The 26,309-nt window shown below is 53.2% G+C and carries 25 protein-coding genes; 12 read left to right on the forward strand and 13 right to left on the reverse strand.

Features of this window, described 5'->3' with window-relative positions; translation table 11 throughout:
• Positions 1-7 precede the first annotated feature (7 nt).
• The 6 genes from citF (at position 8) to rnk (ending at position 6,022) form a co-directional block, all read left to right on the forward strand.
• Positions 8-1,537, forward strand: a complete 1,530-nt coding sequence (citF, locus tag QEN32_RS15440) for a citrate lyase subunit alpha (RefSeq protein ID WP_058679700.1) — start codon at positions 8-10, stop codon at positions 1,535-1,537.
• Positions 1,538-1,540: 3 nt separating this feature from the next.
• A complete protein-coding gene (gene citX / locus QEN32_RS15445) occupies positions 1,541-2,092 on the forward strand; it encodes a citrate lyase holo-[acyl-carrier protein] synthase (RefSeq protein ID WP_001236075.1) in 552 nt (183 codons plus the stop codon).
• Positions 2,064-2,960 carry a triphosphoribosyl-dephospho-CoA synthase CitG gene (gene citG / locus QEN32_RS15450; protein ID WP_020898532.1) on the forward strand — a complete coding sequence of 299 codons (897 nt, stop codon included), beginning with the start codon at positions 2,064-2,066 and terminating at the stop codon, positions 2,958-2,960. Before citX ends, citG begins: the two co-directional genes overlap by 29 nt.
• A gap of 37 nt (positions 2,961-2,997) precedes the next feature.
• A complete protein-coding gene (gene citT / locus QEN32_RS15455; RefSeq protein WP_000059028.1) occupies positions 2,998-4,461 on the forward strand; it encodes a citrate/succinate antiporter CitT in 1,464 nt (487 codons plus the stop codon).
• 109 nt (positions 4,462-4,570) lie between these two features.
• The gene (gene rna / locus QEN32_RS15460) at positions 4,571-5,377 is read left to right on the forward strand and encodes a ribonuclease I (RefSeq protein WP_001092569.1); all 807 of its coding nucleotides are present in this window, start codon (positions 4,571-4,573) and stop codon (positions 5,375-5,377) included.
• Positions 5,378-5,611: 234 nt separating this feature from the next.
• The gene (gene rnk, locus QEN32_RS15465; RefSeq protein ID WP_000089748.1) at positions 5,612-6,022 is read left to right on the forward strand and encodes a nucleoside diphosphate kinase regulator; all 411 of its coding nucleotides are present in this window, start codon (positions 5,612-5,614) and stop codon (positions 6,020-6,022) included.
• 82 nt (positions 6,023-6,104) lie between these two features.
• Here rnk and QEN32_RS15470 read toward each other — a convergent pair whose 3' ends face one another.
• Positions 6,105-7,343 carry a zinc-dependent alcohol dehydrogenase gene (locus QEN32_RS15470; RefSeq protein WP_000646118.1) on the reverse strand — a complete coding sequence of 413 codons (1,239 nt, stop codon included), beginning with the start codon at positions 7,341-7,343 and terminating at the stop codon, positions 6,105-6,107.
• A gap of 222 nt (positions 7,344-7,565) precedes the next feature.
• Here QEN32_RS15470 and uspG point away from each other — a divergent pair, with 222 nt between their 5' ends.
• Positions 7,566-7,994, forward strand: coding sequence for a universal stress protein UspG (gene uspG / locus QEN32_RS15475; RefSeq protein ID WP_000278499.1), 429 nt, complete (start codon positions 7,566-7,568; stop codon positions 7,992-7,994).
• 67 nt (positions 7,995-8,061) lie between these two features.
• Here the strand turns inward: uspG and QEN32_RS15480 are convergent, their stop codons facing one another.
• From QEN32_RS15480 to ahpC, 6 genes are all read right to left on the reverse strand, one after another.
• A complete protein-coding gene (locus QEN32_RS15480; protein ID WP_000417102.1) occupies positions 8,062-8,829 on the reverse strand; it encodes a dimethyl sulfoxide reductase anchor subunit family protein in 768 nt (255 codons plus the stop codon).
• The gene (locus QEN32_RS15485) at positions 8,829-9,386 is read right to left on the reverse strand and encodes a 4Fe-4S dicluster domain-containing protein (RefSeq protein ID WP_001250381.1); all 558 of its coding nucleotides are present in this window, start codon (positions 9,384-9,386) and stop codon (positions 8,829-8,831) included. The genes QEN32_RS15480 and QEN32_RS15485 overlap by 1 nt, the downstream gene beginning before the upstream one ends.
• On the reverse strand, positions 9,383-11,662 hold the full coding sequence (locus QEN32_RS15490) for a molybdopterin-dependent oxidoreductase (protein WP_265321904.1): 2,280 nt from the start codon (positions 11,660-11,662) through the stop codon (positions 9,383-9,385). Before QEN32_RS15490 ends, QEN32_RS15485 begins: the two co-directional genes overlap by 4 nt.
• On the reverse strand, positions 11,655-12,215 hold the full coding sequence (locus QEN32_RS15495; protein WP_265321903.1) for a molecular chaperone: 561 nt from the start codon (positions 12,213-12,215) through the stop codon (positions 11,655-11,657). The genes QEN32_RS15490 and QEN32_RS15495 overlap by 8 nt, the downstream gene beginning before the upstream one ends.
• A gap of 332 nt (positions 12,216-12,547) precedes the next feature.
• On the reverse strand, positions 12,548-14,113 hold the full coding sequence (gene ahpF, locus QEN32_RS15500; protein WP_000887644.1) for an alkyl hydroperoxide reductase subunit F: 1,566 nt from the start codon (positions 14,111-14,113) through the stop codon (positions 12,548-12,550).
• A 241-nt stretch (positions 14,114-14,354) separates the two neighbouring features.
• Positions 14,355-14,918 carry an alkyl hydroperoxide reductase subunit C gene (gene ahpC, locus QEN32_RS15505; protein ID WP_000052802.1) on the reverse strand — a complete coding sequence of 188 codons (564 nt, stop codon included), beginning with the start codon at positions 14,916-14,918 and terminating at the stop codon, positions 14,355-14,357.
• 440 nt (positions 14,919-15,358) lie between these two features.
• Here ahpC and dsbG point away from each other — a divergent pair, with 440 nt between their 5' ends.
• The 4 genes from dsbG (at position 15,359) to QEN32_RS15525 (ending at position 19,315) form a co-directional block, all read left to right on the forward strand.
• Entirely contained in the window at positions 15,359-16,105 is a 747-nt protein-coding gene (dsbG, locus tag QEN32_RS15510; RefSeq protein ID WP_000597122.1) for a thiol:disulfide interchange protein DsbG, read from the forward strand.
• 316 nt (positions 16,106-16,421) lie between these two features.
• The gene (locus QEN32_RS15515) at positions 16,422-17,324 is read left to right on the forward strand and encodes a LysR family transcriptional regulator (protein WP_000002501.1); all 903 of its coding nucleotides are present in this window, start codon (positions 16,422-16,424) and stop codon (positions 17,322-17,324) included.
• 165 nt (positions 17,325-17,489) lie between these two features.
• Positions 17,490-18,725 (forward strand): phosphoadenosine phosphosulfate reductase, encoded by a 1,236-nt coding sequence (locus tag QEN32_RS15520; protein WP_000118142.1) that lies wholly within the window; start codon positions 17,490-17,492, stop codon positions 18,723-18,725.
• Entirely contained in the window at positions 18,698-19,315 is a 618-nt protein-coding gene (locus tag QEN32_RS15525; protein WP_001164755.1) for a ParB/RepB/Spo0J family partition protein, read from the forward strand. Before QEN32_RS15520 ends, QEN32_RS15525 begins: the two co-directional genes overlap by 28 nt.
• Here QEN32_RS15525 and QEN32_RS15530 read toward each other — a convergent pair whose 3' ends face one another.
• On the reverse strand, positions 19,316-20,476 hold the full coding sequence (locus QEN32_RS15530) for a pyridoxal phosphate-dependent aminotransferase (RefSeq protein ID WP_001245605.1): 1,161 nt from the start codon (positions 20,474-20,476) through the stop codon (positions 19,316-19,318). It lies immediately after the preceding gene.
• A gap of 126 nt (positions 20,477-20,602) precedes the next feature.
• Here QEN32_RS15530 and QEN32_RS15535 point away from each other — a divergent pair, with 126 nt between their 5' ends.
• Positions 20,603-21,691: an oxidoreductase gene (locus QEN32_RS15535; RefSeq protein WP_058821486.1), complete on the forward strand. Its 1,089-nt coding sequence runs from the start codon at positions 20,603-20,605 to the stop codon at positions 21,689-21,691.
• A gap of 35 nt (positions 21,692-21,726) precedes the next feature.
• On the opposite strand, the gene QEN32_RS15540 is transcribed toward QEN32_RS15535, so the two are convergent.
• From QEN32_RS15540 to QEN32_RS15560, 5 genes are all read right to left on the reverse strand, one after another.
• Positions 21,727-21,924, reverse strand: coding sequence for a YbdD/YjiX family protein (locus QEN32_RS15540; protein WP_000460619.1), 198 nt, complete (start codon positions 21,922-21,924; stop codon positions 21,727-21,729).
• Positions 21,925-21,987: 63 nt separating this feature from the next.
• Positions 21,988-24,093, reverse strand: coding sequence for a pyruvate/proton symporter CstA (gene cstA, locus QEN32_RS15545; RefSeq protein WP_001043108.1), 2,106 nt, complete (start codon positions 24,091-24,093; stop codon positions 21,988-21,990).
• 181 nt (positions 24,094-24,274) lie between these two features.
• Positions 24,275-24,688: a proofreading thioesterase EntH gene (gene entH / locus QEN32_RS15550; RefSeq protein ID WP_000637966.1), complete on the reverse strand. Its 414-nt coding sequence runs from the start codon at positions 24,686-24,688 to the stop codon at positions 24,275-24,277.
• A gap of 2 nt (positions 24,689-24,690) precedes the next feature.
• Entirely contained in the window at positions 24,691-25,446 is a 756-nt protein-coding gene (gene entA / locus QEN32_RS15555; protein ID WP_094964891.1) for a 2,3-dihydro-2,3-dihydroxybenzoate dehydrogenase EntA, read from the reverse strand.
• Complete coding sequence (locus QEN32_RS15560; RefSeq protein ID WP_001007166.1) at positions 25,446-26,303, reverse strand: isochorismatase; 858 nt, start codon at positions 26,301-26,303, stop codon at positions 25,446-25,448. The genes entA and QEN32_RS15560 overlap by 1 nt, the downstream gene beginning before the upstream one ends.
• Positions 26,304-26,309: the final 6 nt, after the last annotated feature.

The raw sequence follows: 26,309 nt of genomic DNA on the forward strand, positions 1-26,309 counted from the left end.
CAAAAAAATGACGCAGAAAAATGAATCTCAACGCCAGGATCGCGTAGCCGCCTGGAGCCGTCACGCTGAAAGCGAACTGAGCGCTTACCAAAGTGCGGCAAAATTGGATCTACAAGCGCAAAAACCGCGCGACCACAAACTGTGCGCCAGCCTGGAAGAGGCCATCCGCCGTTCCGGTTTACGCGACGGCATGACGGTCTCCTTTCACCACGCGTTTCGCGGCGGCGATCTGACGATTAACCTGGTGATGGAAACCATCGCGAAGATGGGCTTCAAAAACCTGACGCTGGCCTCCAGTTCGCTGAGCGACTGCCATGCGCCGCTGGTTGAACACATTCGTAACGGGGTGGTCAGCCGCATCTACACGTCAGGCCTGCGCGGCCCGCTGGCGGAAGAAATTTCTCGCGGCTTGCTGGCTGAGCCGGTTCAGATTCACTCCCACGGCGGTCGTGTACATCTGGTACAAAGCGGCGAACTCAACATTGATGTTGCGTTTCTTGGCGTGCCCTCCTGCGATGAATTCGGTAATGCTAATGGTTATACCGGCAAGGCCTGTTGCGGTTCACTGGGCTACGCGATGGTGGATGCCGACAGCGCGAAGCAGGTCGTGATGCTGACGGAGCAACTGCTGCCGTATCCGCATAACCCGGCAAGCATCTCTCAGGATCAGGTTGATCTGATCGTGCAAATCGAAGAAGTCGGTGATGCAAACAAAATCGGCGCTGGCGCGACCCGCATGACCACTAATCCGCGTGAACTGCTGATCGCCCGCAGCGCGGCAGAAGTCATTGCTCACTCCGGCTACTTCAACGAAGGTTTCTCCCTGCAAACCGGCACCGGCGGCGCATCGCTGGCGGTCACCCGCTTCCTGGAAGACAAAATGCGTAGCCGCAACATTGTGGCTAATTTCGCGCTGGGCGGTATCACCGCCACCATGGTCGACCTGCATGAAAAGGGCTTAATCCGCAAACTGCTTGACGTGCAGAGCTTCGATCGTAACGCTGCGCAATCTTTGGCCCGCAACCCGAACCATATCGAAATCAGCGCTAACCAGTACGCCAACTGGGGCTCTAAAGGCGCTTCCGTCGACCGTCTGGACGTGGTGGTACTGAGCGCGCTGGAAGTAGACACCCACTTCAATGTTAACGTGCTGACCGGCTCCGACGGCGTTCTACGCGGCGCGTCCGGCGGCCACTGCGATACCGCCGTCGCGGCGGCGCTGTCCATCATCGTCGCGCCGCTGGTGCGCGGTCGCATCCCAACGCTGGTTGATAACGTCACCACCTGCGTCACACCGGGCTCCAGCGTTGACATTCTGGTCACCGATCACGGTATCGCCGTCAATCCGGCGCGTCCGGAGCTGGCTGAACGCCTGAAAGCAGCGGGAATGAAAGTGGTATCGATTGAGTGGCTGCGCGAACGCGCGCAACTGCTTACCGGTCAGCCCCGCCCTATCGAATTCACCGACCGCGTGATTGCTGTCGTGCGTTATCGCGACGGTTCAGTGATCGATGTGGTGCATCAGGTGAAGGAATAAGCCATGCGCCTGTTTCCTGAACTCGCCACCTGTCACGACGTTTCTATTCCTGAGCTGCTCGCCAGCCGGGATGAGAGACAAGCAAGACAGCGCGCCTGGCTAACGCGTCACGCTACTCCGCTGGTCTCCTTTACCGTGGTGGCGCCAGGCCCGATGAAAGACAGCGCGTTAACCCGCCGGATCTTTAATCACGGCGTGACTGCCCTGCACACGCTGGCAGAAGAGTATGGCTGGACTATCCGGGAGCAGGCTGCACTGGTTTCCGCCAGCGGGCCGGAAGGGCTGCTGGCGATTGACGCGCCCGCTCAGGCGCTCAAACAGGCGACCATCGCGCTTGAACAGCGTTATCCACTGGGGCGCCTGTGGGATATCGATGTCCTGACGGCGGAAGGCGAAATACTCTCTCGCCGCCATTTCGCGCTTCCCGCTCGCCGCTGTCTGCTGTGCGGGCAAAGCGCGGCTGAATGCGCGCGGGGTAAAACCCACGCGCTGACTGATTTACTGACTCATATGGAGGCGCTGCTGCATGATGCCGATTCCCGTCAACCCGACTAACGCCTCCATTCAGCCTCAGTCGCTGTATGACGCCTGGGCCGATTTGGCCTGGCGCGCCATGCTGACCGAGGTAAATTTATCGCCAAAACCCGGTCTGGTAGACCGACTAAACTGCGGCGCGCACAAAGATATGGCGCTGGCGGATTTTCACCGCAGCGCGGAGGCGATTCGACACTGGCTGCCGCGCTTTATGGAATATGGCGCCAGCTGCACGCGCCTGCCGCCAGAGTCAGTTCTGGCGGGCCTGCGTCCATTGGGGATGGCCTGTGAAGCAGCGATGTTTCGCGCAACGGCGGGCGTCAATACCCATAAAGGCAGCATTTTCTCGCTGGGGTTACTGTGCGCCGCCATTGGCCGCCTGTATCAGCTACGCCAGCCGATCACCGCAGAAACACTCTGCGCTACCGCCGCCGATTTTTGCCGCGGCCTGACCACGCGCGAACTGCGCCAGAACAACCTACAGCTCACCGCAGGCCAGCGGCTGTATCAGCAACTGGGATTAACCGGCGCGCGCGGTGAAGCGGAAGCGGGCTATCCGCTGGTCATCCGCCACGCGTTGCCGCACTACCGCGCATTGCTGGCGCAGGGGCGCGATCCGGAACTGGCACTGCTTGATACCTTACTGCTGCTGATGTCGCTTAACGGCGATACCAACGTCGCGTCGCGCGGCGGGGCGGACGGTCTGCGCTGGTTACAGCAGCAGGCTGCGGTCTTATTACAGCAGGGCGGCATACGGACGCCTGACGATCTCGTTTATCTCCACCGGTTCGATCAGCAATGCATTGAACGCAATCTCAGCCCAGGCGGTAGCGCCGATCTGCTGATCGTGACCTGGTTTTTAGCGCAAATTTCGCAAGTTAATCATTAACACAATTATAGAAAATATCCTTTCCGGAGAGTCATTTATGTCTTTATCCAAAGATAATATATGGAAGTTGTTGGCCCCATTAGTGGTGATGGGCGTCATGTTGCTAATTCCTGTTCCAGATGGTATGCCGCCGCAGGCCTGGCACTATTTTGCGGTTTTCGTCGCGATGATTGTCGGTATGATCCTGGAGCCGATCCCGGCGACAGCGATCAGTTTTATCGCCGTAACCATTTGCGTTATCGGCAGCAATTACCTGCTATTTGACGCTTCAGAACTGGCCGATCCGGCGTTTAAAGCCAGTAAACAGGCGCTGAAATGGGGGCTTGCCGGTTTCTCCAGCACCACGGTCTGGCTGGTTTTCGGCGCGTTTATTTTCGCGCTGGGCTACGAAGTGACCGGACTGGGGCGCCGCATTGCGCTGTTTTTGGTAAAATTCATGGGTAAACGCACGCTGACGCTCGGCTATGCGATTGTCATTATCGATATTTTGCTGGCGCCGTTTACTCCCTCCAATACGGCTCGTACCGGCGGGACTGTCTTCCCGGTCATCAAGAACCTGCCGCCGCTGTTTAAATCGTTTCCAAACGATCCTTCCGCACGCCGCATCGGCGGTTATTTGATGTGGATGATGGTGATCAGTACCAGCCTGAGCTCTTCGATGTTTGTCACTGGCGCGGCGCCAAACGTGTTAGGTCTGGAGTTCGTCAGCAAGATCGCCGGGGTCCAGATTAGCTGGCTGCAGTGGTTTCTCAGCTTTCTGCCGGTAGGGATTATTTTACTGATCGTTGCGCCGTGGCTCTCCTATGTGCTTTATAAACCTGAAGTGACCCACAGTGCGGAAGTCGCGGCCTGGGCTGGCGGCGAGTTAAAAAACATGGGGCGTCTGTCCCGCAAAGAGTGGACGCTGATTGGCCTGGTGCTGCTTAGCTTAGGATTGTGGGTTTTTGGTGGAAAAATCATCAACGCCACTGCCGTGGGTCTGCTGGCCGTCTCGCTGATGCTGGCGCTGCATGTTGTGCCGTGGAAAGACATTACGCGCTACAACAGCGCCTGGAACACCCTGGTGAACCTCGCTACGCTGGTGGTCATGGCTAATGGCTTAACCCGCTCCGGCTTTATTGACTGGTTCGCCAATACCATGAGTACACATCTGGAAGGTTTCTCGCCGGATGCAACCGTCATTGTACTGGTACTGGTGTTCTATTTCGCGCACTATCTGTTCGCCAGCCTTTCCGCTCACACCGCGACCATGCTGCCGGTCATTCTGGCGGTGGGTAAAGGCATTCCGGGCGTTCCGATGGAACAACTGTGTATTCTGCTGGTGCTGTCTATCGGTATCATGGGCTGTCTGACGCCGTATGCCACCGGCCCTGGTGTGATTATCTACGGCTGCGGTTACGTGAAATCCAAAGACTACTGGCGGCTTGGCGCAATCTTTGGCGTTATCTATATCGCGATGCTGTTGCTGGTGGGCTGGCCGATTCTGGCAATGTGGAATTAAACATTACGCCAACGTAGGTTAAAAATGATGCCGTTCAGGTTCACCTGAGCGGCATTTTTTATGATTAAATGGGTAACATTCATAATGTGTATAAATTATCGAATTCATCATGAACACAATATGGCATTACAGTCCGCTGCTGGCTGCCCTCTTAACCCCAATTTTTGCCGCCAACGCCGACGAACTTCAGGCGCAACAGTACGGTGATTTCACTGACTATGTGCTGGCGCTTTCCTGGCAAACCGGTTTTTGTCAAAGCCAGCATGAACGCCGCCATCGGGAACCCGATGAGTGCCGTCTGCAAAAAGAGCCAGCCAACAAAGCAGACTTTCTGACCGTTCACGGCCTGTGGCCTGGATTACCCAAATCTATCGCCGCACGCGGTGTTGACCAGCGACGCTGGCAGCGCTTTGGCTGTGCGACGCGGCCAATCCCGAATCTGCCTGAAGTCAAGGCCAGCCGGAAATGCTCCGCCCCCGCCCCCGGACTTTCGCCTGACATCGCGGCAGCGCTTAAGGAAGTGATGCCCGGCGCGGGGGGGAATTCCTGTCTGGAGCGCTACGAATATGCCAAACATGGCGCCTGTTTCGGGTTTGATCCCAATGCCTATTTCGGCACCATGATACGGCTGGATAAGGCGATAAAAGACAGCGCGCTGGGGCAGTTTCTGGCGGATAATTACGGCAAGACCGTTAGCCGCGCTGAGTTTGATAGCGTCGTCGCACAAATGTGGGGCCAGGATAATGTCAAAGCCGTTAAAGTAAACTGCCATGGCAATCCCGCCTATTTAACAGAGATTCAGTTTTCATTAAAGGCGTCGATGATTAACGCCCCGCTCTCCTCTGCCTCATTCCTGCCGCAGCCGCATCCCGGCAACTGCGGGAAACAGTTTATTATCGATAAAGCCGGTTATTGACGAAGCAGAGGTTTAAAACCGTAGCCACATTTGAGAACACGCCCGAATGTAGACTAAAATTCACTCAGGGCTATGACGTTTGAGGATTTACCCGAATGTGAACTAAATCACTTCAAAGACGGGGTAAGTCTCAGTATCATCATGAGAGTTAAACCCTCGCCGCCAGACGGTGAGGGTTTTCTTTTGGGACCATTTACCTGCACTACTCGCAGTATCGATGACATGGAGTAAGAAATGTCCAGACCCACTATTATCATTAACGACCTTGACGCCGAACGTATTGATCGTCTTCTGGAACAGCCTGCGTATGCGGATCTGCCGATTGCCGACGCGCTCAACGCCGAACTGGATCGCGCGCAAATGTGTTCGCCACAAGAGATGCCGAACGATGTCGTCACCATGAACAGCCGCGTTAAATTCCGCAATTTGAGCGATGGTGAAACACGCGTGCGGACGCTGGTGTATCCCGCCAATATGACGGATAGCAGTACCCAGCTTTCGGTAATGGCGCCCGTCGGCGCGGCGTTGCTGGGACTGCGCGTCGGCGACACCATTCACTGGGAACTGCCGGGCGGCGCCTCCACCCATCTCGAAGTGCTGGAACTCGAATATCAGCCTGAAGCCGCGGGCGACTTCCTGCGTTAAACCATCTGCATAAGCGTTAATGCGTTTACACAGAGGATGCCTGCGCATCCTCTTTCCGTTAGCCCTTTCATTGCTGCCTGTTTCAGACAACGCCGCCTGGCATCGGGTTGATTACTCCCGTCGCCTGTTTCTGCGCCGCTTGTGCCGACGTCGCTCCCGGCACCAGGATAACCTTCCGGCACTCTTCTTCGCGTTTTTCGAAAATTTCGTAGCCGCGCGCCGCCTCTTCAAACGGCATATAGTGCGTGACAATCTCCTCCGGCTTCAGCAACCCTTTTTCAATAAGCGGTAATAATTCCCCCAGCCACGCGTGAACATGGGTTTGACCCATTTTAAAAGTTAGCCCCTTATCAAAGGCGTCGCCGAATAAAAAGCCGTGAATAAAACCGGCATACACGCCGGGCACGCTGACCACGCCGCCGCGTCTGACCGCCGCGATACATTGTCGCAGCGCTTTGCCGCTGCTGCCTTCCAGTTTAAGGTTCGTCAGCACCGTCTCCGTCATGCTGCCTTTCGCTTCAAAGCCTACGGCATCAATTACCGCGTCCACGCCGCGGTGGCCTGCCGTCTGCTCGATGATTTTTTCCGCCGGATCGTTCTCATCATCGAAGTTGATCGGTATCGCGCCATAACGTTCTTCGGCGAAACGCAGGCGCCAGGCGTGGTGATCAACGACGAAGATCTGCTCCGCGCCCAGCAGTCGCGCACAGGCGATAGTCAGTAATCCTACCGGCCCTGCGCCAAAAACCGCCACGCTGGAACCTTGCTGAATCTGAGCATTTTTTGCCGCCTGCCAGGCGGTAGGCAAAATATCAGAAAGAAACAGCGCCTTATCGTCAGATAACAGCGGCGGCACCTTAAATGGACCGACATTACCTTTTGGCACGCGAACATATTCGGCCTGTCCGCCGGGAACGCCGCCATACAGATGGCTATACCCAAACAGCGCCGCCGGTGGCGGGATCTGTTTTTTATTCATCGCCGCGCCGTGTCCGTCGTTAGTGTTTTCACACGCTGAATATTGCTGTAGCCGACAGAAAAAGCAGTCACCACAGGCAATGACAAACGGGATAACGACCCGATCCCCTTTCCGAATATTCTTTACATCATGTCCGGTTTCCACCACCTCGCCCATAAACTCATGGCCGAAAATATCGCCATGTTTTACCTGTGGGATCTTGCCGCGATAGAGATGCAAATCAGATCCGCAAATCGCGGTGGCGGTAACACGCAAAATGATATCGTCAGGCTGCTCAATGCCGGGATCGGGTACGTTTTCAACCTTTACGTGATGTGGACCGTGATACGTCAATGCTTTCATGCAGCCTCCGGAGTAACGGTGAATGTTGCGTTCGACTATAAAAGGGTAGCTATCCCGGAGAGACTGCCGGAAAAACAGGCGGCTTTAGGATTTTTCCTGGAAAATACACGACTTTTTTAACGTCAGGTTGCCGTAATATTTAAAATTGCCAGACAAATAGCAGAAAGAAACATTATTATATGCTTGAATAAATTCAGTATTGATTAACAGGGAGTAACGGGTATGTATAAGACAATCATTATGCCGGTTGATGTTTTTGAAATGGAACTTAGCGATAAAGCCATTCGCCACGCTGAGTTTCTGGCGCAACAGGATGGCGTCATTCATCTGTTGCATGTACTGCCTGGGTCCGCGAGCATGAGTCTGCATCGCTTTGCCGCCGACGTGCGTCGCTTTGAAGAACATTTACAGCATGAGGCGGAAACGCGTCTGCAAACGATGGTGGGACACTTCAGTATCGATCCTTCACGAATTAAAACGCATGTTCGCTTTGGTAGCGTGCGCGATGTCGTCAATGAGATGGGCGAAGAACTGGATGCGGATGTCGTGGTAATCGGTTCGCGTAATCCGTCTATCACGACACACCTGTTGGGATCTAACGCCTCAAGCGTGGTGCGCCATGCGACGCTGCCAGTATTGGTTGTGCGTTAACCCTGGTGGCTAAAAACTGACACGCCCTGCCAGGTCGCGCCTGGCAGGGCTTTTTATTGCATCATCGTTAGTACAAATGCCCGATATTCACAATAGTACTCACCGTGTCGCCAAAAAAGACCAGCCGACTCAGAAATACGCCAACGAATAACAAAACGAACAGGAGTTTCGGGCGCGAATCACCGTGACGGCTGGCGACAAAAGCGAGCGCAAGGCAGACCAGGCTTGCCAGGTAAAACGGTGAAGCCAGCCATGAACGCGCCGTCATCTGCATTACCGTTCCCCCGCTTAACCACACCAGCGGCGCCGCGATAAGTACCGCGATACACACCACAATTCCCTGGCGTAACGCAGGAACGGCAGGCCTGAGTTTTAACAGCGGAATCGCCGCGCAACCCATGACCCATACCGTAATAAAAAATAACAGCATGGTAAACCCATTAGCGATAGCCACCATCGCTGGCGCGGCGTAGGTCATCCCCTGCACCGCCACCAGTAACACGCCGAACACGGAGGCGATAAGAGCCATCGCTTTATGTCCCTTTGCCAGGAACGTTACGCCGACCGCTGCGCCAAACAACGTGGCGCCAAGGATTTCCCGACTTAACCAGGCATGTCGCAGGTTAATCAGCGCATTATAAGCGCGATCGGGATGCGCCAGATGCAGAATCGCGGCAATAGACGCCAATGCCAGCACCAGCCCGGTGGCCAACCAATAGAAACGCTGGCCTTCCACTTCACCACGCAGCGTACGCCATGTCAGTACCAAAGCCATCCCGACAGACATCTGGCTTAATACCGTAAAAAACACCAGCGGCAGTTCATATTTTTCCATTACTTGTCCTCCGGCTGCTTAGGCTGGCGCGCCAGAATAAAGCGCGTTCCTGGATTAAGCTGTGGCATATGCGGGAACCCTGGCGGATACTGCACCGCATTATCGGGCACAGGATCGGCATCCAAATCGATAATCGACAAGGCGCCCACCGGACAGGCGTTTACGCACGCCGGATTCATACCGATATCAAGACGCTCGTAGCACATACTGCATTTTTCCGCTTTACGTGTCTCTTCATTAAAACGCGGCGCGCCATAAGGACAGTTACGAATACAGTTTTTGCAGCCAATGCAGCGCTCAGGGTTATGCACCACCACGCCATCTTCACGTTTGGTATAGGCTTCGACCGGACAGGCGGCGACGCAGGCCGGATGTTCGCAGTGGTTACAGGCCAGCGAGTAAAACGCCCGCTCTTCATGTGGATAGATGTCTTTATCCAACGGATAAACGTAGCGCCAGAAGCGATCCGGCTCCAGTTGGTTAAAGCTTTTACACGCCATAGCACAGCCGCGGCAGCCGATGCACTTATCGCTATTCACTAAAAACGCACGTCTCATGCTACGGATTCCCCTTTACCGATCAATACAACGTCAGCAAACTGACTGTGGATAGCGGCGCCCGGCGCGCCAGTTTTCATCAGCCCCATATCAGCAGGCGTATCGGCCACGACGTTTTGCACGTTGTACTGCCGTTTCGGGAACCACGCTTCATACATCACCAGAAAATCTTCCGGCACGTTGGTGGTGACTTTTGCCCGCAGCTCAACTTCACCGGTGCCATTGAAAACTTTGACCAGATCGTTCTCGCTGATGCCTTTTTTCTTCGCGGAAGAAGGATGGATATAAACGAACGGTTCCGGGTAGAACACCTGCATCCAGTCCAGGTTGATAAACTGCGAGTGCAGGCCAAACTGCACGTGCGGCGTAAACAGATGGAAAGGCAGTTTGCTCTCGGCTTCCGGTTTGTATTCCGGCAGCGCGGTGTGGCCGTTTTTCTCCGCCAGTTCAGATTTAAATTCATACTTGCCTGACGGCGTTTTGAACTTGCGATCGTACCAGGCGGCTGAACTTGGCAGAATCGCTTTTTTCGGCCCGTCCAGCAGATCGTCCCAGGAAGAGATGCCGAACATTTTCGCCATACCGTCGTTGAACTCCTGATCCAGCCAGCGCTTGTGATCGAACTCTTGCGGGAAGGTACAGGAACCCGGCGCCATCTTATTAATGGTGCGCGACAGCATGGTAGCGATTTCAAGGTCGCATTTTGCTTCATACATCGGCTTAATCGCCGGCTGATTAATGGAAAGCCAGTAGTGCCAGTAAGAAGCATCCACGTTCCACTCTTCAAACGCGGTGGTAACGGGCAGCACGATATCAGCGTGTTGCACCGTTTCGTTGAAGAACTGATCGGCGCAGACCACCATTTCCAGTTTTTCAAACGCTTTTTTCATCTTGCTGCGATCGAAATCCTGGGCAAACGGGTTTTTACAGGCGACCCACAGCATACGAACCGGCGGATCGTTGGCCTCCAGAATCCCCTGCGCCGTCTGGTTGATATTCAGAGAGCGATCGGAGTACTGCACGGCGTCGCTGCCAGCGGCAGCCCCGAATTCACTGGTGGTGCCCGCCGCTCCCGGTATACCAATAGCGCCCTCCGGCGGCTTCTGCAGCATGGCGTTATAGTTAAAGCCCCAGGTATGCAGATGACCATAACGTGCGCCGCCGCCTTCGACACCGATGTTGCCGGTCATAGCGACAAAGGCATCGATAGCGCGAACGTTGGCGCCGCCGTTGACATGACGCTGCATCCCGTAACCAATCCAGACCGTGGCCGGCTTAACCGCCGTAAACTCTTCCGCCAGCTGGCGAATGACATCCGCAGACAGGCCGCAGATTTCTGCCGCCCATTCCACGGTGACGTTATTGCGCAGATAGGCTTCAAATTCCGGATAGCCATGAGCATCGTTGTTGACAAAATTCTGATCCACCAGCCCTTTATCCACCAGATGACGCGCCATCCCCAGCGCCAGCGCACCGTCTGAGCCAGGCCGCACGCGCAGGTAGAGATCGGCTTTGGCGGCAGTCTGCGACAGCAGCGGGTCGATAACCACGACCTTCGCCCCTTTCTCGCGCGCCTGATAGATGTACTTCATGCTGTGCATTGAGCACCAGGCCGGGTTGGCGCCCCAGATAATGATGTATTTCGCTTTCACCATATCTTCCGGGTCGTTACACCACATGTCGCCCATGTCGTAGTTTTGCGCGTCGATGCCGGCAGGCCAGCACGGCGTACCGGCAAAACGGGTGGTATAGCCAAGCGAGGACATCATCCCTTCAACGGCATAGTTCAGCACGCCAAACTTACCGGAATATTTGGTCAGCGCCAGACCGAGCATAGAACCGTCTTTTTTCTTAATCTCCAGCATCTTGGCGGCAATGCGCTGCATCGCCTCTTCCCATGAGATGCGACGCCAGTTGCCGCTACCGCGAACGTCCTGCGCCATGGGATATTTAATACGATCGGGGCTATAAACCCGGCGCGGATAGCTTAACCCTTTGACGCAAGGGGTACCGTGAGTAAATGTTGATTCCGGCGCGCCTTCCACGAAAGTAATGACCCCGTCCTTTACCCACGTCTTGAGGCTACAGGTGTCATAGCAGTTACGCGGACACGCGTTACGATAAATTTTGTACGTTTTAGGGTTAAAGGGAACAGGCGGCTGCGCAAGCGCGCATCGGGAGGTCAGTAATCCTCCGGGTAAAGCCGCAACGGCGCCCAGTGCCACTATCCCCTTTAAAAAAGAACGTCTGTTCAGATGTCCCGTCTCATTACTCATATTGATACTCTCGTTTTAATTCATCAAGCCAATAAAATAAGATGTCCGCCACCGTATATAACGTGGTCGTTTGTGCATGAGTTTTTATTTTTTCGATATATAATGGCACCCACTTTGTTAAATAGTTATTGATATATTGAGTGAGAGTAGATCGGTATTGTGACGTTTGCCGGGTATTAACCAGTAATAGTGTGGTCAACTCCAGAACGCAGGAAATATGATCGTCAGGAATATTGCTCTCCTGATTAACCGATAATCCCAACGCTGCCATAAAATCCCGTATCTCCAGCGTCGCCTTTCCCATCACCAGCGCATCCTCTTCCAGATACACTGAAGCGAAAGGCGCAGCCAGCAGCTTGCCAGGACCGACGAATAGCGCATTAAAGTCATACTCCGCCTCCAGCCACGCTCGGTCGGTAAGGTTTACCGCAGCAGTGGGATTTAATCTCACGTAGGCAGATTTCAGTGAACGACTATCATGAGAATTAAAAAAATCACGCAATGTAAGCCCTGTTTTTTCTAATTCCGTCAGTGATTCATAGATTGAATCCATGAATAAATAACCTCACATACAAATGCAACATAAATCAAGAAAAAAGAATGGGCATTTTAACGGAAGCGCTTAATCTTTCTTTGATAAAAAAACAGAAAAATTCCCGTTAAATCCGTAGAAGACTTTTTTATTGTTTCAAAGTTTAAAAACAGAAGACCGTTGAAATAAAAAACCGTCTGTTATTAACAGACGGTTTCAGAGTATTGATAATGAAGAACGTGTTTTACCCGGCGGCGTTCCCCGGGCATAAACACCGCAGGCCCGAATAGCTTACACTATCGGGCCGTTTACGATGGCCAGTTAACTGACCTTGCAGGTGTGCTTACTTCTTTTTATGCGATTTTGGTACGAATCAGATAATCAAAGGCGCTCAACGAGGCTTTCGCCCCTTCGCCGGTGGCGATGATAATCTGTTTATAAGGAACGGTGGTACAATCGCCTGCGGCGAAGACGCCCTTAACGCTGGTTTCACATTTGGCGTCAATAATGATCTCGCCCATGCGGTTACGCTCAAGCGCGCCTTCCAGCCAGTGGGTATTCGGCAACAGACCAATCTGCACAAAAATCCCTGCCAGCGCGACGCTATGAATATCGCCGCTGACACGGTCACGATACTCCAGCCCCACCACTTTCGAACCGTCGCCCTTCACTTCTGTCGTTTGCGCATTCAAAATGATATCGACATTTTTCAGGCTACGCACTTTGTCCTGTAGCACCTGATCCGCCTTCATCTCCGGCGCAAACTCCAGCAACGTAACGTGTTCTACAATACCTGCCAGATCGATAGCCGCTTCAACGCCAGAGTTGCCGCCGCCGATGACCGCCACACGCTTCCCTTTAAATAACGGACCGTCGCAGTGCGGACAATAGGTGACGCCTTTGGTGCGATACTGATCCTCGCCCGGCACATTCATATTGCGCCATTTCGCGCCGGTGGCGATGATGATACTGCGCGCTTTCAATACTGCGCCGGACGCCGTTTCAATCTGATGCAAGCCGCCTTCTGTCGCGGCCGGAACCAGTTTACTTGCGCTCTGGCTGTCGATAACGTCAACGTCGTAATCGCTGACATGCGCTTTCAGCGCGCCCGCCAGTTTCTGGCCTTCGGTTTTCGGCACCGAGATATAGTTTTCGATATCCACGGTATCCAGCACCTGACCGCCGAAGCGCTCGCCCATCAGACCGGTACGGATGCCTTTGCGCGCCGAGTAGACCGCCGCCGCCGCGCCCGCCGGGCCGGAGCCGACAATCAGTACGTCATACGCATCGCGTTTGTTCAGCGCTTCCGCCGCGCGTTTTTCTGCGCCAGTATCCACTTTAGCGACAATCTCGGTCAGAGTCATACGTCCCTGGCCGAACTCTTTACCGTTAACAAATACCGCCGGAACACCCATCACGTTACGTTCGGTGATTTCGTTCTGGAAGGTGCCGCCATCAATTGCCGTATGTTTAATACGCGGGTTCAGCACCGCCATCAGGTTCAGCGCCTGCACTACGTCCGGGCAGTTATGACAGGAGAGTGAATAATAAGTTTCGAATTCAAAATCGCCGTCAATATCGCGAATCTGCTCCAGCAGCGACTGCGCTTCTTTTGATGGATGACCGCCGGTCCACAGCAGCGCCAAAACCAGCGAGGTAAATTCGTGGCCCAGCGGAGAACCGGCAAAGCGCGGCCCCTGCTGAGAACCTGGATTCGTAATCAGGAAAGACGGCTTGCGCACCGGCAGAGTATTGTCTTCTTTAAACGTGACTTTGTCGGACAGCTCGGCGATTTCAGCCAGCAGTTCCTTGATTTCCGCCGATTTAGCGCTGTCATCCAGCGTGGCAATCAGCTCAACAGGTTTGGTCAGTTTCTCAAGGTAAGCCCTGAGCTGGGTTTTCATATTTGTGTCGAGCATTCTTCTTCCCTCTCTGAAAACATCATCATGCAAGCCGACTTCGCGGGACTGCATTAATGCAACTTGCGTCATGGTGCTGAAATGAAATGGGCGCGGGTGCGCCCATGACTGAAACAATTTCCAAAGTATTTCACGTCAGAGTAAGGCGGCTAGCCTGAGAATCCCCGGGAGCTTACTGAAGTAAGTGACCGGGGTGAGCAGGCGACGCCAACGCAGCTATGGCGTGAAAGACGACGGAAATTTAGATTTTACCAACCAGGTCTAAGGATGGAGCCAGAGTCGCTTCACCTTCTTTCCATTTCGCCGGGCATACTTCGCCTGGGTGAGCGGCAACGTACTGTGCTGCTTTAATTTTACGCAGCAGGTCAGACGCGTCACGGCCGATACCTTCAGCGGTAACTTCGATCGCCTGGATGATACCCTGCGGGTCAACAACAAAGGTCGCACGGTCTGCCAGACCTTCATCTTCACGCATGTTGTCGAAGTTACGGGTCAGGGCGCCAGTCGGGTCGCCGATCATCGCATATTTGATTTTTGCGATAGTTTCAGAGCTGCTGTGCCATGCTTTGTGCGTGAAGTGAGTATCGGTTGAGACGGAATAAACGTCTACGCCCAGCTTCTGCAGTTCTTCGTAATGGTCGGCAACGTCACCCAGTTCAGTCGGGCAAACAAAGGTAAAATCGGCCGGGTAGAAGAAGAAGACGCTCCAGCGGCCTTCGGTATCTTTCTCGGTGACTTCAATGAATTCACCGTTTTTGAACGCCTGGTTTTTGAAAGGTTTGATTTTGGTGTTAATTAAGGACATCTATACTTCCTCCGTGTTTTCGTTGAGGAGTAAGTTAACGAAATTTTGCTGATTCGGCTAATGCGTTTCCATTATCAAATCAATAAGCGTTAACTAACAACCCGATTCGGGCGACATTGTGAACACTGCGCCCTGTCAGCCATCTAAAGTAAAAAGGCCGCCTGACAGGCGGCCCCATTACCTGAACTACCCGTAGGTAACTTCAGAGCCAGTACGACTCGTCTTGCAAATTACAGACGTATTGTCTGCAACTCGAAATCCATAGCGTATATGCTGGCTAAGTGTTGCGCTCTACATTACCTTAACAAAGGCTGTAACAGCGAAAAGGATTACATCACCCCAGCATAGAAAGGGCAATCCCGGCACGCCAGCTCTTACCTATGTCTGTGATAGGCATCATCATTAATACTCTTTTCGCTTTGATCTTAAAAGGAAAAAATATGATTAAACGTACATTGCTGCTTGCTATGCTGCCCATTCTCGCCCACGCGGAAGAACTGCCTGCGCCGGTTAAAGCCATTGAAAAACAGGGTATAACTATCCTGAAATCCTTCGAGGCGCCGGGGGGCATGAAGGGCTATCTCGGAAAGTATCAGGATATGGGCGTCACGATTTACCTGACGCCGGACGGCAAACACGCGATTTCCGGCTATATGTATAATGAAAAAGGTGAAAATCTTAGCAACGCCCTGATAGAAAAAGAGATCTATGCACCGGCCGGACGTGAAATGTGGCAGAAAATGGAAAAAGCGTCATGGATACTCGACGGTAAAAAAGACGCGCCGGTGGTGCTGTATGTCTTCGCCGACCCTTTCTGCCCCTATTGTAAGCAGTTTTGGCAGCAAGCTCGCCCGTGGGTCGAATCCGGCAAGGTACAATTACGTACGTTACTGGTCGGGGTGATTAAACCGGAAAGCCCGGCCACAGCCGCAGCGATTTTAGCCGCGAAAGACCCGGCGAAAACCTGGCATGACTATGAAGCCTCCGCAGGAAAGATGAAGCTGGAGGTTCCGGCGTCCATCCCCCCGGCGCAGATGAAAGTCATTAATCAGAATCAGCAGTTAATGGACGATCTTGGCGCTAACGCGACGCCAGCAATTTATTACATGAATAAAGATAAGATTTTGCAACAGGTTGTGGGTTTACCGGAAAAAGCGCAACTGGACGCCATGATGGGGCAGCCTTAACGCAGAAATTAGCAAGGCAGAAGCTTAACCGTACCCCGCCCGATAGCGCTGCGTTTGTCGGGCCAACCTCCTCCCGGCATTAACGCGACGCCAGACCAGCATGTCATCCGGCACAGCCTTTTTAGACTAACGGCGTGATTATAAAAGTGTACGTTATGTCCGCCTTTACTGTGATTATTTACTCGCTAAAATATTCATAACTGTGGTATTTTAGTTTAAATAAACTCTACATTAAGTTTAATAAACATAACTCTGGTAAATTATTGAGATTAAGTCATAATCATGAAAGATACCATGATTATGCCAGGAAGATACTATGGCTAACCTTTACGACCTTAAAAAATTTGATCTTAACTTGTTGGTTATATTTGAATGTATCTATCAACATTTAAGCATTAGCAAAGCAGCAGAAACACTCTATATTACACCTTCTGCCGTAAGCCAGTCATTGCAACGCCTGCGCACGCAATTCAACGACCCTCTATTTATTCGTTCAGGTAAAGGAATTACGCCTACCGTAACAGGCATTAATTTACATTATCATTTAGAAAATAACCTTAACAGCCTGGAACAAACTATTAATATAATGAATCAGTCCAGCCTGAAGAAAAAGTTTATTATCTACAGCCCACAGCTGTTGATCACCCAATATGTGATGAAATTAGTTAAATATATCCGCAAAGATCCACAGGTTGAAATTGAACATCACGACATTTTGACCACTGACGAACAGCCTGAAGATCTGCTTGCCTACCGAAAAGCAGATGTTGTGGTTTCATCGGCCCCACTGAATAATCGTTCTATTGTTTGTTCTCACTTTAATAGGATGGAATGTATCCTTGTTTGCAGTGAAAACCATCCCCGACTAGGCGACACCGCCACTATCGACGAAATTCTACAAGAGTCATTTACGCAACTCGTCGCCCGGGCAAGCGGTATAAAAGAGTATCATTCACTTATAGATGATGTGCTGGGGGAAAGAATAATTGGTTTCAGAAGCAAATCGCTGATGACCATCGCCAACGCCATCAGCTCCACGGAGCTTATTGGTTTTTTACCAGAATCACTTGTTGACTATTACTCTTCCTCTATCAAACTTAAAAAAGTCACTACACCTTTTACCATTGCTCCCATACAGCTCTATCTTATGTATAATAGAGCTTCGCTGAATAATAGTGGATTTGCTGAGCTCATTGAGCACATCACAAAAAAGCATTAATAAGAAGGTCAGATAACAGATGTTAATATAAATTCAATGTATATATTTATGGGATATATTTATTTTACAAATATAATAAAGCATTGCAAGTTCATCTAATCCGCTTATCCTTTATGTTAATTATTTCGAATATACTGTAGTTAACACATCGGAGACTATCCAGAGATGTCGGTTTATAAAGTTCCACTTGAGCAAAATGTTCTGGAAGCGGCTCAAGAGCGTATAATGTGGACCCTGGAAACCTTACCCCGGGTCTGCGTCTCATTTTCTGGTGGTAAAGATTCAGGACTTATGCTGCACCTGACGGCAACGTTGGCGCGCAAAATGAATAAAAAGATCCATGTTCTCTTCATTGACTGGGAAGCGCAATTCTCCTGTACCATCGCCTATATTGAATCGTTACGTGAATACTACGCGGACGTTATTGAGCGTTTTTATTGGGTCGCATTACCCTTAACCACACAAAATTCCCTTTCACAATACCAGCCGGAGTGGCAGTGTTGGCAGCCGGGTACCGACTGGGTACGACAACCGCCAGAAGATGCGATTACCGATCCGGCCTTTTTTTCCTTTTATCAACAAGGCATGACCTTTGAACAGTTCGTTCGCGATTTTGCCGACTGGTTTTCAGAAAAACGTCCTGCCGCTATGCTGGTCGGTATTCGTTCCGACGAATCCTATAACCGATTTGCCGCTATCGCTAACTCGCATAAGCTGCGCTTTGCCGACGATAAGCCCTGGACCACGTTAGCCCCTAAGGGGCACACCTGGTATATCTATCCCATCTATGACTGGAAAACCGCAGATATCTGGACCTGGTTCGCCAAAACAGGTAAACCCTGTAACCCTTTGTATAATTTGATGTATCAGGCTGGCGTACCACCCCGCTACATGCGTATTTGCGAACCGTTCGGTCCGGAACAACGACAGGGGTTATGGCTGTATCATGTTATCGAACCTGAGCGCTGGGCGGCCATGTGCGCCAGAGTCAGCGGCGCACTCAGCGGAGGAATATACGCCGGACAAGACAGCCATTTTTATGGCCACCGGAAAATTTTAAAACCCGATCACCTTAACTGGGAAGAGTACGCGCTGCTCCTGCTACACAGTATGCCTGAAGTCACTGCCGAACATTACCGTAATAAAATCGCCGTTTATTTGCAGTGGTATAAGAAAAAAGGCATGAACACCATTCCACAGACGCAGCATGGCGATATCGGATCGCGCGATATTCCGTCATGGCGACGGATCTGCAAAGTATTACTGAACAATGATTACTGGTGCCGGGCGCTGTCATTCAGTCCGACAAAACCTAAGAATTACCAGCGTTATAACGAACGTATGAAAGCTAAACGCCAGGAATGGGGGATCTTATGCAACACCGACTCACAACCGAAATAACTCACTTTCTCTCTGAACTGCCTGAAGAGGAGAGGATCGCCGCCATTAATGAATTTAGAATGGCGATACATAGCGTTAGTCCTTTTCGCGATGAGCCTGTCGATTGTGTCCTGTGGGTGAAAAACGATCATATTTCGCCTAATGACTACAACCCGAATAACGTTGCGCCGCCGGAGAAAAAACTGCTGCTTAAATCGATTGAACAAGATGGGTTTACTCAGCCGATCGTGGTGGTAAAGGCCGATGCCGAGGAGTACGAGATTGTGGACGGTTTTCACCGTCATGAGCTGGGCAAAGGAAAAGCGGCCCTGAAAAGGCGTCTGAAAGGCTACCTGCCGATAACGTGTCTGGACAGAGAACGTCACGAACGCATGGCGGCAACCATTCGGCATAACCGCGCGCGCGGGCGTCACCAGATCCACGCCATGTCAGAAATCGTGCGCGAACTTTCTCTGCTAGGCTGGGACGAGAGCAAAATCGGCCAGGAGTTAGGTATGGACGCCGATGAAGTCCTGCGCCTGAAACAGATCAACGGCCTGCAGGAGCTTTTTGCAGACCGTCGATTCTCCAGAGCGTGGACGGTTAAATAACTACAGTTTACACAGGCGCTCTGCGGCGGCCAGCAGCGTTGATTCCTGTTTAGCGAAACATAAACGTATAAGCTGATGCGGGAAAGGGGCGGCGCAAAAGACAGAAAGCGGAATAGCGGCGACACCGACTTCTTCGGTTAGCCACTGACAAAACTCAACGTCATTTAGCGTCGACACTGCGCTGTAATCGATTAACAGAAAATAGGTACCTTCACAGGGCAGCACTTTTAATCGGCTTTGCGCCAGCGCGTTAACCAGCACATCGCGTTTTTTCCGGTAAAAATCGGGTAACGCGCGATAGTGTTCCGGCGCGGCGCGCAGCATATCCGCCAGCGCCAGTTGCGCCGGCGTATTGACGCAAAACGTCAGGTACTGATGAACTTTGCGTATTTCGGCGCTAATGGCCGCAGGCGCAACGCAGTAACCAATCTTCCATCCTGTCATATGAAAGGTTTTACCAAACGATGAAACGGCAACCGCCCGCTCTCGTAACTGAGGGTGCGCCAATACGCTGGCATGGCCTTCGACGGCAAAACAAATATGTTCGTACACTTCATCGCTTAACACATAAATTTCCCGCTCGCCGATAGCCTGCCACAGCGCCTCGATATCCTCCTGACGCCAGACGGTAGCGGTGGGATTATGCGGCGTATTGAGGATCACCAGCCGCGTGCGCTCGCTAAGCAACGCCGAAAACGCCTGCCAGTCGACGCGAAAATGCGGCGGCGTAAGTGCTATGCGTTTTAACACGCCGCCGGAAAGCGCCACGGCCGGGGCATAGCTGTCGTAACTGGGATCGAAACAGATAACCTCATCCCCTGCCCGCACCAGTGCGGTAATCGCCGCGTACAACGCTTCTGTCGCGCCCGCCGTGACGGTGATATCACTGACGTCATCGGGTCGATAACCATATATTTCCGCCGTTTTATCGGCTATGGCCTCCCTCAGCGCCTGCGCGCCTGTCATCGGCGCATATTGATTCGCGCCCTGCGCGACATGATAAGCCAACCGCTCGTGCAAATAAGAAGGACCATCAAAATCAGGGAAGCCTTGCGATAAATTTATTGCCTGATGTTTCTGCGCCAACGCGCTCATTTGCGTAAAAATCGTGGTGCCAAGATTGGGCAATTTGCTTTTTGGAATCAGTGGGTTATTTCTCATTATCTTCATACCCGCCAGTGATGTGGTTATTGACACACTATCACAGGGTGTTAGTATTTGGCAATCAAGACGTTTAGATGTCTAAATATAATAACAGCGGTGAGAAGACCCTAAGGACAACACAACATGAACCACACTGAAATCCGCGTCGTTACCGGCCCGGCGAATTATTTTTCCCATGCCGGAAGCCTCGGAAGACTGACCGACTTTTTCACGCCGGAACAGCTTTCCCACGCCGTTTGGGTGTACGGCGAACGCGCGATTGCCGCCGCCCGGCCTTACCTGCCGGAAGCGTTTGAACGTGCTGGCGCAAAACATCTGCAGTTTACCGGCCATTGTAGCGAACGCCATGTTGCCCAACTGGCGCACGCCTGCAACGACGATCGTCAGGTGGTGATAGGCGTCGGCGGCGGCGCGCTGCTCGATACCGCCAAAGCGCTCGCCCGCCGTCTGGCGCTGCCGTTTGTCGCTATCCCGACCATCGCAGCGACCTGCGCCGCCTGGACACCGCTTTCCGTCTGGTATAACGACGCGGGACAGGCGTTACAGTTCGAAATTTTTGATGATGCCAATTTTCTGGTGCTGGTCGAACCGCGCATTATTCTGCAGGCGCCCGATGACTATCTGTTAGCTGGCATTGGCGATACGCTGGCGAAATGGTATGAAGCCGTTGTGCTTGCGCCGCAGCCTGAAACGTTGCCATTGACCGTAAGACTGGGCATTAACAGCGCGTGCGCTATTCGCGATCTCCTGCTGGACAGCAGCGAACAAGCATTAGCGGATAAACAGCAGCGTCGGCTGACCCAGGCATTTTGCGACGTGGTGGATGCGATTATCGCTGGCGGCGGTATGGTCGGCGGCCTTGGGGAACGCTATACCCGTGTCGCCGCCGCCCATGCGGTACACAACGGTCTGACCGTCCTGCCGCAAACGGAAAAATTCCTGCACGGAACGAAAGTGGCTTATGGCATTCTGGTGCAAAGCGCGCTACTGGGACAAGATGACGTGCTGGCGCAATTGATTACAGCGTACCGGCGATTTCATCTGCCGGCCAAGCTTAGCGAACTGGACGTGGATATTCATAACACCGCCGAGATCGATAGGGTAATCGCGCATACCCTGCGCCCGGTCGAATCCATCCACTATTTACCGGTGACGTTAACGCCAGACACCCTGCGTGCGGCGTTTGAAAAAGTTGAATTTTTCAGAATATAGCCTGGTGACGTTGCGTTTATCAGGCCTGGCAACCCTCAGCAGCAACGCGCGCCGCCTTTTCCACCATAGCGCGCATCCTGCCGCTCGCGGAAAAATTCTTCATAGGTCATCGGCGTCTGATCCGGATGCGTTATGCGCATATGCTCAACATAGTTGTCGTAGTCTGGCACGCCAATCATCATTTTTGCGGCCTGTCCCAGATATTTTCCGGCTTTCGAAAGCGTATCGAACATCGTTGTCACCTGTCATTCAAATGCCCTCTCCTTATTCTGGAGAGGGCTATTGATGTAAAAAGATTAGTGCGCGCCTTTCGCCTGCGTCACGATCTCATCCACATTTTCCGGCATCGGCTCATACGGCGTTTCATTCGCCGTCGGTTTATCAATCTTCAGAGCGGCCAGCGCCGTCTTAATAGAGAAGACCGCCAGCACCACGACCACCACCATAAAGAAGATGGTTAGCCCGGCATCCAGACGGTTATTGAATACCAACTGCGCGAGCTGCGATTCGGTGTACTGCGGCGGAATATTGCCGCTGTCGATCATCGCCTGGAACTTATTGGCAATGGCCAGGAAGCCGATTTTCGCATCCGGACTAAACGCTTTCTGCCAGCCCGCCGTCAGCGTACAAATCAGCAGCCAGGCCGTTGGCACCAGCGCGACCCACGCATAACGCTGACGCTTCATTTTGAACAGTACCACGGCGCAAAGCATCAGCGCCATACCCGCCAGCATCTGGTTAGCGATGCCAAACAGCGGCCACAGGGTGTTAATACCGCCCAACGGATCGACCACGCCCTGATGGAGGAAATACCCCCACGCCAGCACGCACAATGCCGTAGCAAGCAGGTTCGCTGGCAGCGAATCGGTACGTTTCAGCCCTGGCGACACTACGCCCAACAAATCCTGCAACATAAAGCGCGCCGCACGGGTACCCGCATCCACCGCCGTCAGAATAAACAGCGCTTCAAACAGAATGGCGAAGTGATACCAGAACGCCACATCCATCATGCCGCCCAACGCGCCATGTAAAATGTAGGCCATCCCTACCGCCAGCGTTGGCGCACCGCCTGCGCGGGAGATAATAGATTGTTCGCCGACTTCATTGGCAATCTGGTGTAACGTATCCGGCGTGATAGCGAAACCCCAACTACTGACCACCTGCGCGGCAGAAGCCACGACATCCGCTGTCCCCGCTGGCGCCAGTACCGCCATCGGGCTATTCATCGCGAAGTAAACGCCCGGATCGATAATACAGGCGGAGACCAGCGCCATAATGGCGACGAAAGATTCCATTAACATCCCGCCGTAGCCGATAAAGCAGGCCTGGCCTTCGTTGGCCAACATCTTCGGCGTCGTGCCGGAGGAGATGAGCGCATGGAAACCGGAGACCGCGCCACAGGCGATGGTAATAAACAGGAACGGGAACAGGTCGCCCGTCCAGACCGGTCCGGTACCATCAACAAATTTGGTCAGCGCCGGCATAGTCAGCGTCGGACGCATGATCAGAATCCCGACCGCCAGACCGACAATCGTACCAATTTTCAGGAAGGTAGAGAGGTAATCACGCGGCGCGAGCAGCAGCCAGACCGGCAGTACCGCCGCGACAAAACCATAACCCACCAGCATCCAGGTAAGCTGCACGCCAGTAAAATCAAAGTACGGCGCCCAGGTTGGGCTTGCCGCCACCCATCCGCCGGAAATAATAGCGAAAATAAGAAATACCAGCCCAATGACCGACACCTCGCCGATGCGCCCCGGACGCAGATAACGCAGGTAGATGCCCATAAAAATCGCCAGTGGAATAGTGAACGCGACAGTGTACGTTCCCCACGGGCTATGGGTCAGCGCTTTCACCACGATCATCGCCAGGACGGCCAGAATGATCACCATGATCATAAAGCAGGCCACCAGCGCGATCACCCCTGCCGTCGCGCCCATCTCCTCTTTAACCAGCTCGCCAAGCGAACGCCCATCGCGTCGGGTCGAGACGAACAGCACCATAAAGTCCTGCACCGCTCCCGCCAGCACAACGCCCGCCAGCAGCCAGATCATCCCCGGCAGATAGCCCATCTGCGCCGCCAGTACCGGCCCGACCAGCGGACCTGCGCCAGCAATGGCCGCAAAATGGTGACCAAACAGCACTTTCTTATCGGTCGGGACATAATCCAGACCATCATTATGACGTACCGCGGGCGTCATACGCGTTGGGTCAACCGCCAGCACTTTTTTGGCGATATAGAGCCCATAAAAACGATACGCAATTAGATAGACACAGACCGACGCCACCACGATCCATAGCGCGTTGATCTGTTCCCCACGATTTAACGCAATATAGCCCAGGGCAAACGCACCCAATACTGAGAGCGCTGTCCAGACGAGGTATTTCCCTGATTTATTCATAGTTGTTGTCCGTTTGGGTGTTCCAGAGAGATGTTACATTTTGTTTCTATAACACCTTTACCGTAATTAACAACACAACAACATGATAAAACCGTATCGTTACCCATTTTTTACATTACAGTGTTAACCAGATCACTTCCTTTCTTCGTTAATGCTGCAATTGCATTTTACTTTGCCAGAACTATCCCATTACCGCCGTTCCCAGGCGACAGGTGCAGCAGCGCCTCCCCTGCTCGTCAAAGAGCGTAATTTCCCAGCTTTGATTCTGCCGCCCCAGATGCAGCGGCAGGCAAACGCCACGTACTTTCCCCTGCGAGACGGCGCGGTGGTGGGTGGCGTTTAACTCGGTCCCGACCACGCACTGCCCGTCGCGGGTCATCAGATAACCGGCCATTGATCCTAACGTCTCCGCCAGCGCTGCCGATGCGCCGCCGTGTAGCAGACCAAACGGTTGATGAGTGCGGGCATCGACGGGCATTTCCGCCTCCAGCACGTCATCGCCCAGACGGGTGTAAACAATGCCCAGATGCGCCACCAGCGTGTTCTGACTGGTAGCGTTCAATTCATCCAGCGTTAAGTGCCGTTTCCAGATCATCGTCAGGCTCCCAATGTTGAACCGCCGTCCACCACGATATCCTGCAAGGTAATGTGGCTGGCCAGATCGGAGGCAAGAAACAAAATGGTATTGGCTATCTCCTGCGGACGGGCGATTTTACCGAGCGGTATGCCGAGCTTAAACTGTTCGCCGAAACCGCGAATACGCTGCTGTTCGGCATCTTCACTCACCCATAACGTGCGCTGCATATCGGTGTCGGTCGAACCAGGCGACACCACATTACAGCGCACCCCGCAGCCCGCCAGCTCCAGCCCTACGGTTAGCGCCAGGTTTTTCAGCGCCGCTTTAGAGGCGCCGTAGGCGCTCATACCGATACGCGGCGTATGCGCCGCATCTGAGGCTACGGTGACAATCGCCCCTCCCTGCTGACGGCGAAACTGCGCCATCGTCTGCGAAAACAGGTTAAATGCCCCGCCCACATTGACCGCAAACGTCTGCTGCCAGTCGTCGACGCTAAGCGCATCGGTCGCTCCCATACGCAAAATACCGGCGGCGTTGACCAGCACATCCAGCCGCGGCGTTTTTTGCAACACACGCTGGCACACCTGCGCGACCTGTGCGGCATCCGCTACATCCATGACTTCGGTAGCAAAGGGATAATTCTCTTGCGTAAATTCGCGATCGAAGCCGATCACCCGCGCCCCGGCGTCGACAAACGCCAGCGCCGTCGCGTAACCGATCCCTTTCCCCGCCCCGGTCACCCATACCGTTTTGTCTGAAAAATCAAAGCCGGTCATTACTCTACCCCGCGAGAAAGCAGCGCCCACCAGGCGTCAATGGTCGGGTTTTTCGCCAGCATCACGAAGTCGATATCGCCGTGTACTTTACGCCAGCGCGCTGCCAGCCCCATCATGCGTACTGAATCCAGGCCATAATCAATCAGGTTTTCATCATCCAGCGGCTCGTCGGTCTCATCCAGCAACGGCAGAATCAACGCCCGCAGCGCCGCTTTACTGGCAGGAACCGGCGTCGGCAGCAGCGACTCGGTCATGACGACGCGACCGGAACGCCCCGCCACATAGTTCAGCGCCATCAGATGCTCTTCCCGGCTGAAATCCGCCAGCGCATCCGCCACCATAAACGGCTTAATGTCGCGCATAAACGCATCGGTAGCGGTGGTCATACAGCCAATATGCGCATACACGCCGGTAATGATGAGCTGATTGCGTCCGGTATCTTTTAACATCTGTTCCAGCGGCGAGCGGTGAAACGCGCTATAGCGCCACTTCACCAGCACCGTATCTGCCTCATCCGGCGTTAAGGCTTCTACCACCTTCTGCTGTTCCGGAGAGCGCGTCAGTCCCGGCCCCCACATATCATTGAGTAACGCGCGATCTTCATCGCTTTGCTCTTTCGGCTGAGCGGTGTAATAGACCGGGATATGATGTTCCTTACAGTACTGGCGCAGAGCGGCGATATTGGCAATCACCTGGTCCATCATTGGGCAGTTGCGGCCCCAAAAGCTGACAAAGTAATCCTGCATATCGTGGATGAGCAGCGCCGCGCGCTCCGGCTCAAATGCCCAGTTCACTTTGTTGGTCGGGATATCCAGTGCGGTGGGCAGCGCGTAAGACTGTAGTTTCGGAATGGCCATCTCTCT

Source organism: Salmonella sp. SA14318 (assembly GCF_029866905.1).
Lineage (GTDB): Bacteria > Pseudomonadota > Gammaproteobacteria > Enterobacterales > Enterobacteriaceae > Salmonella > Salmonella enterica.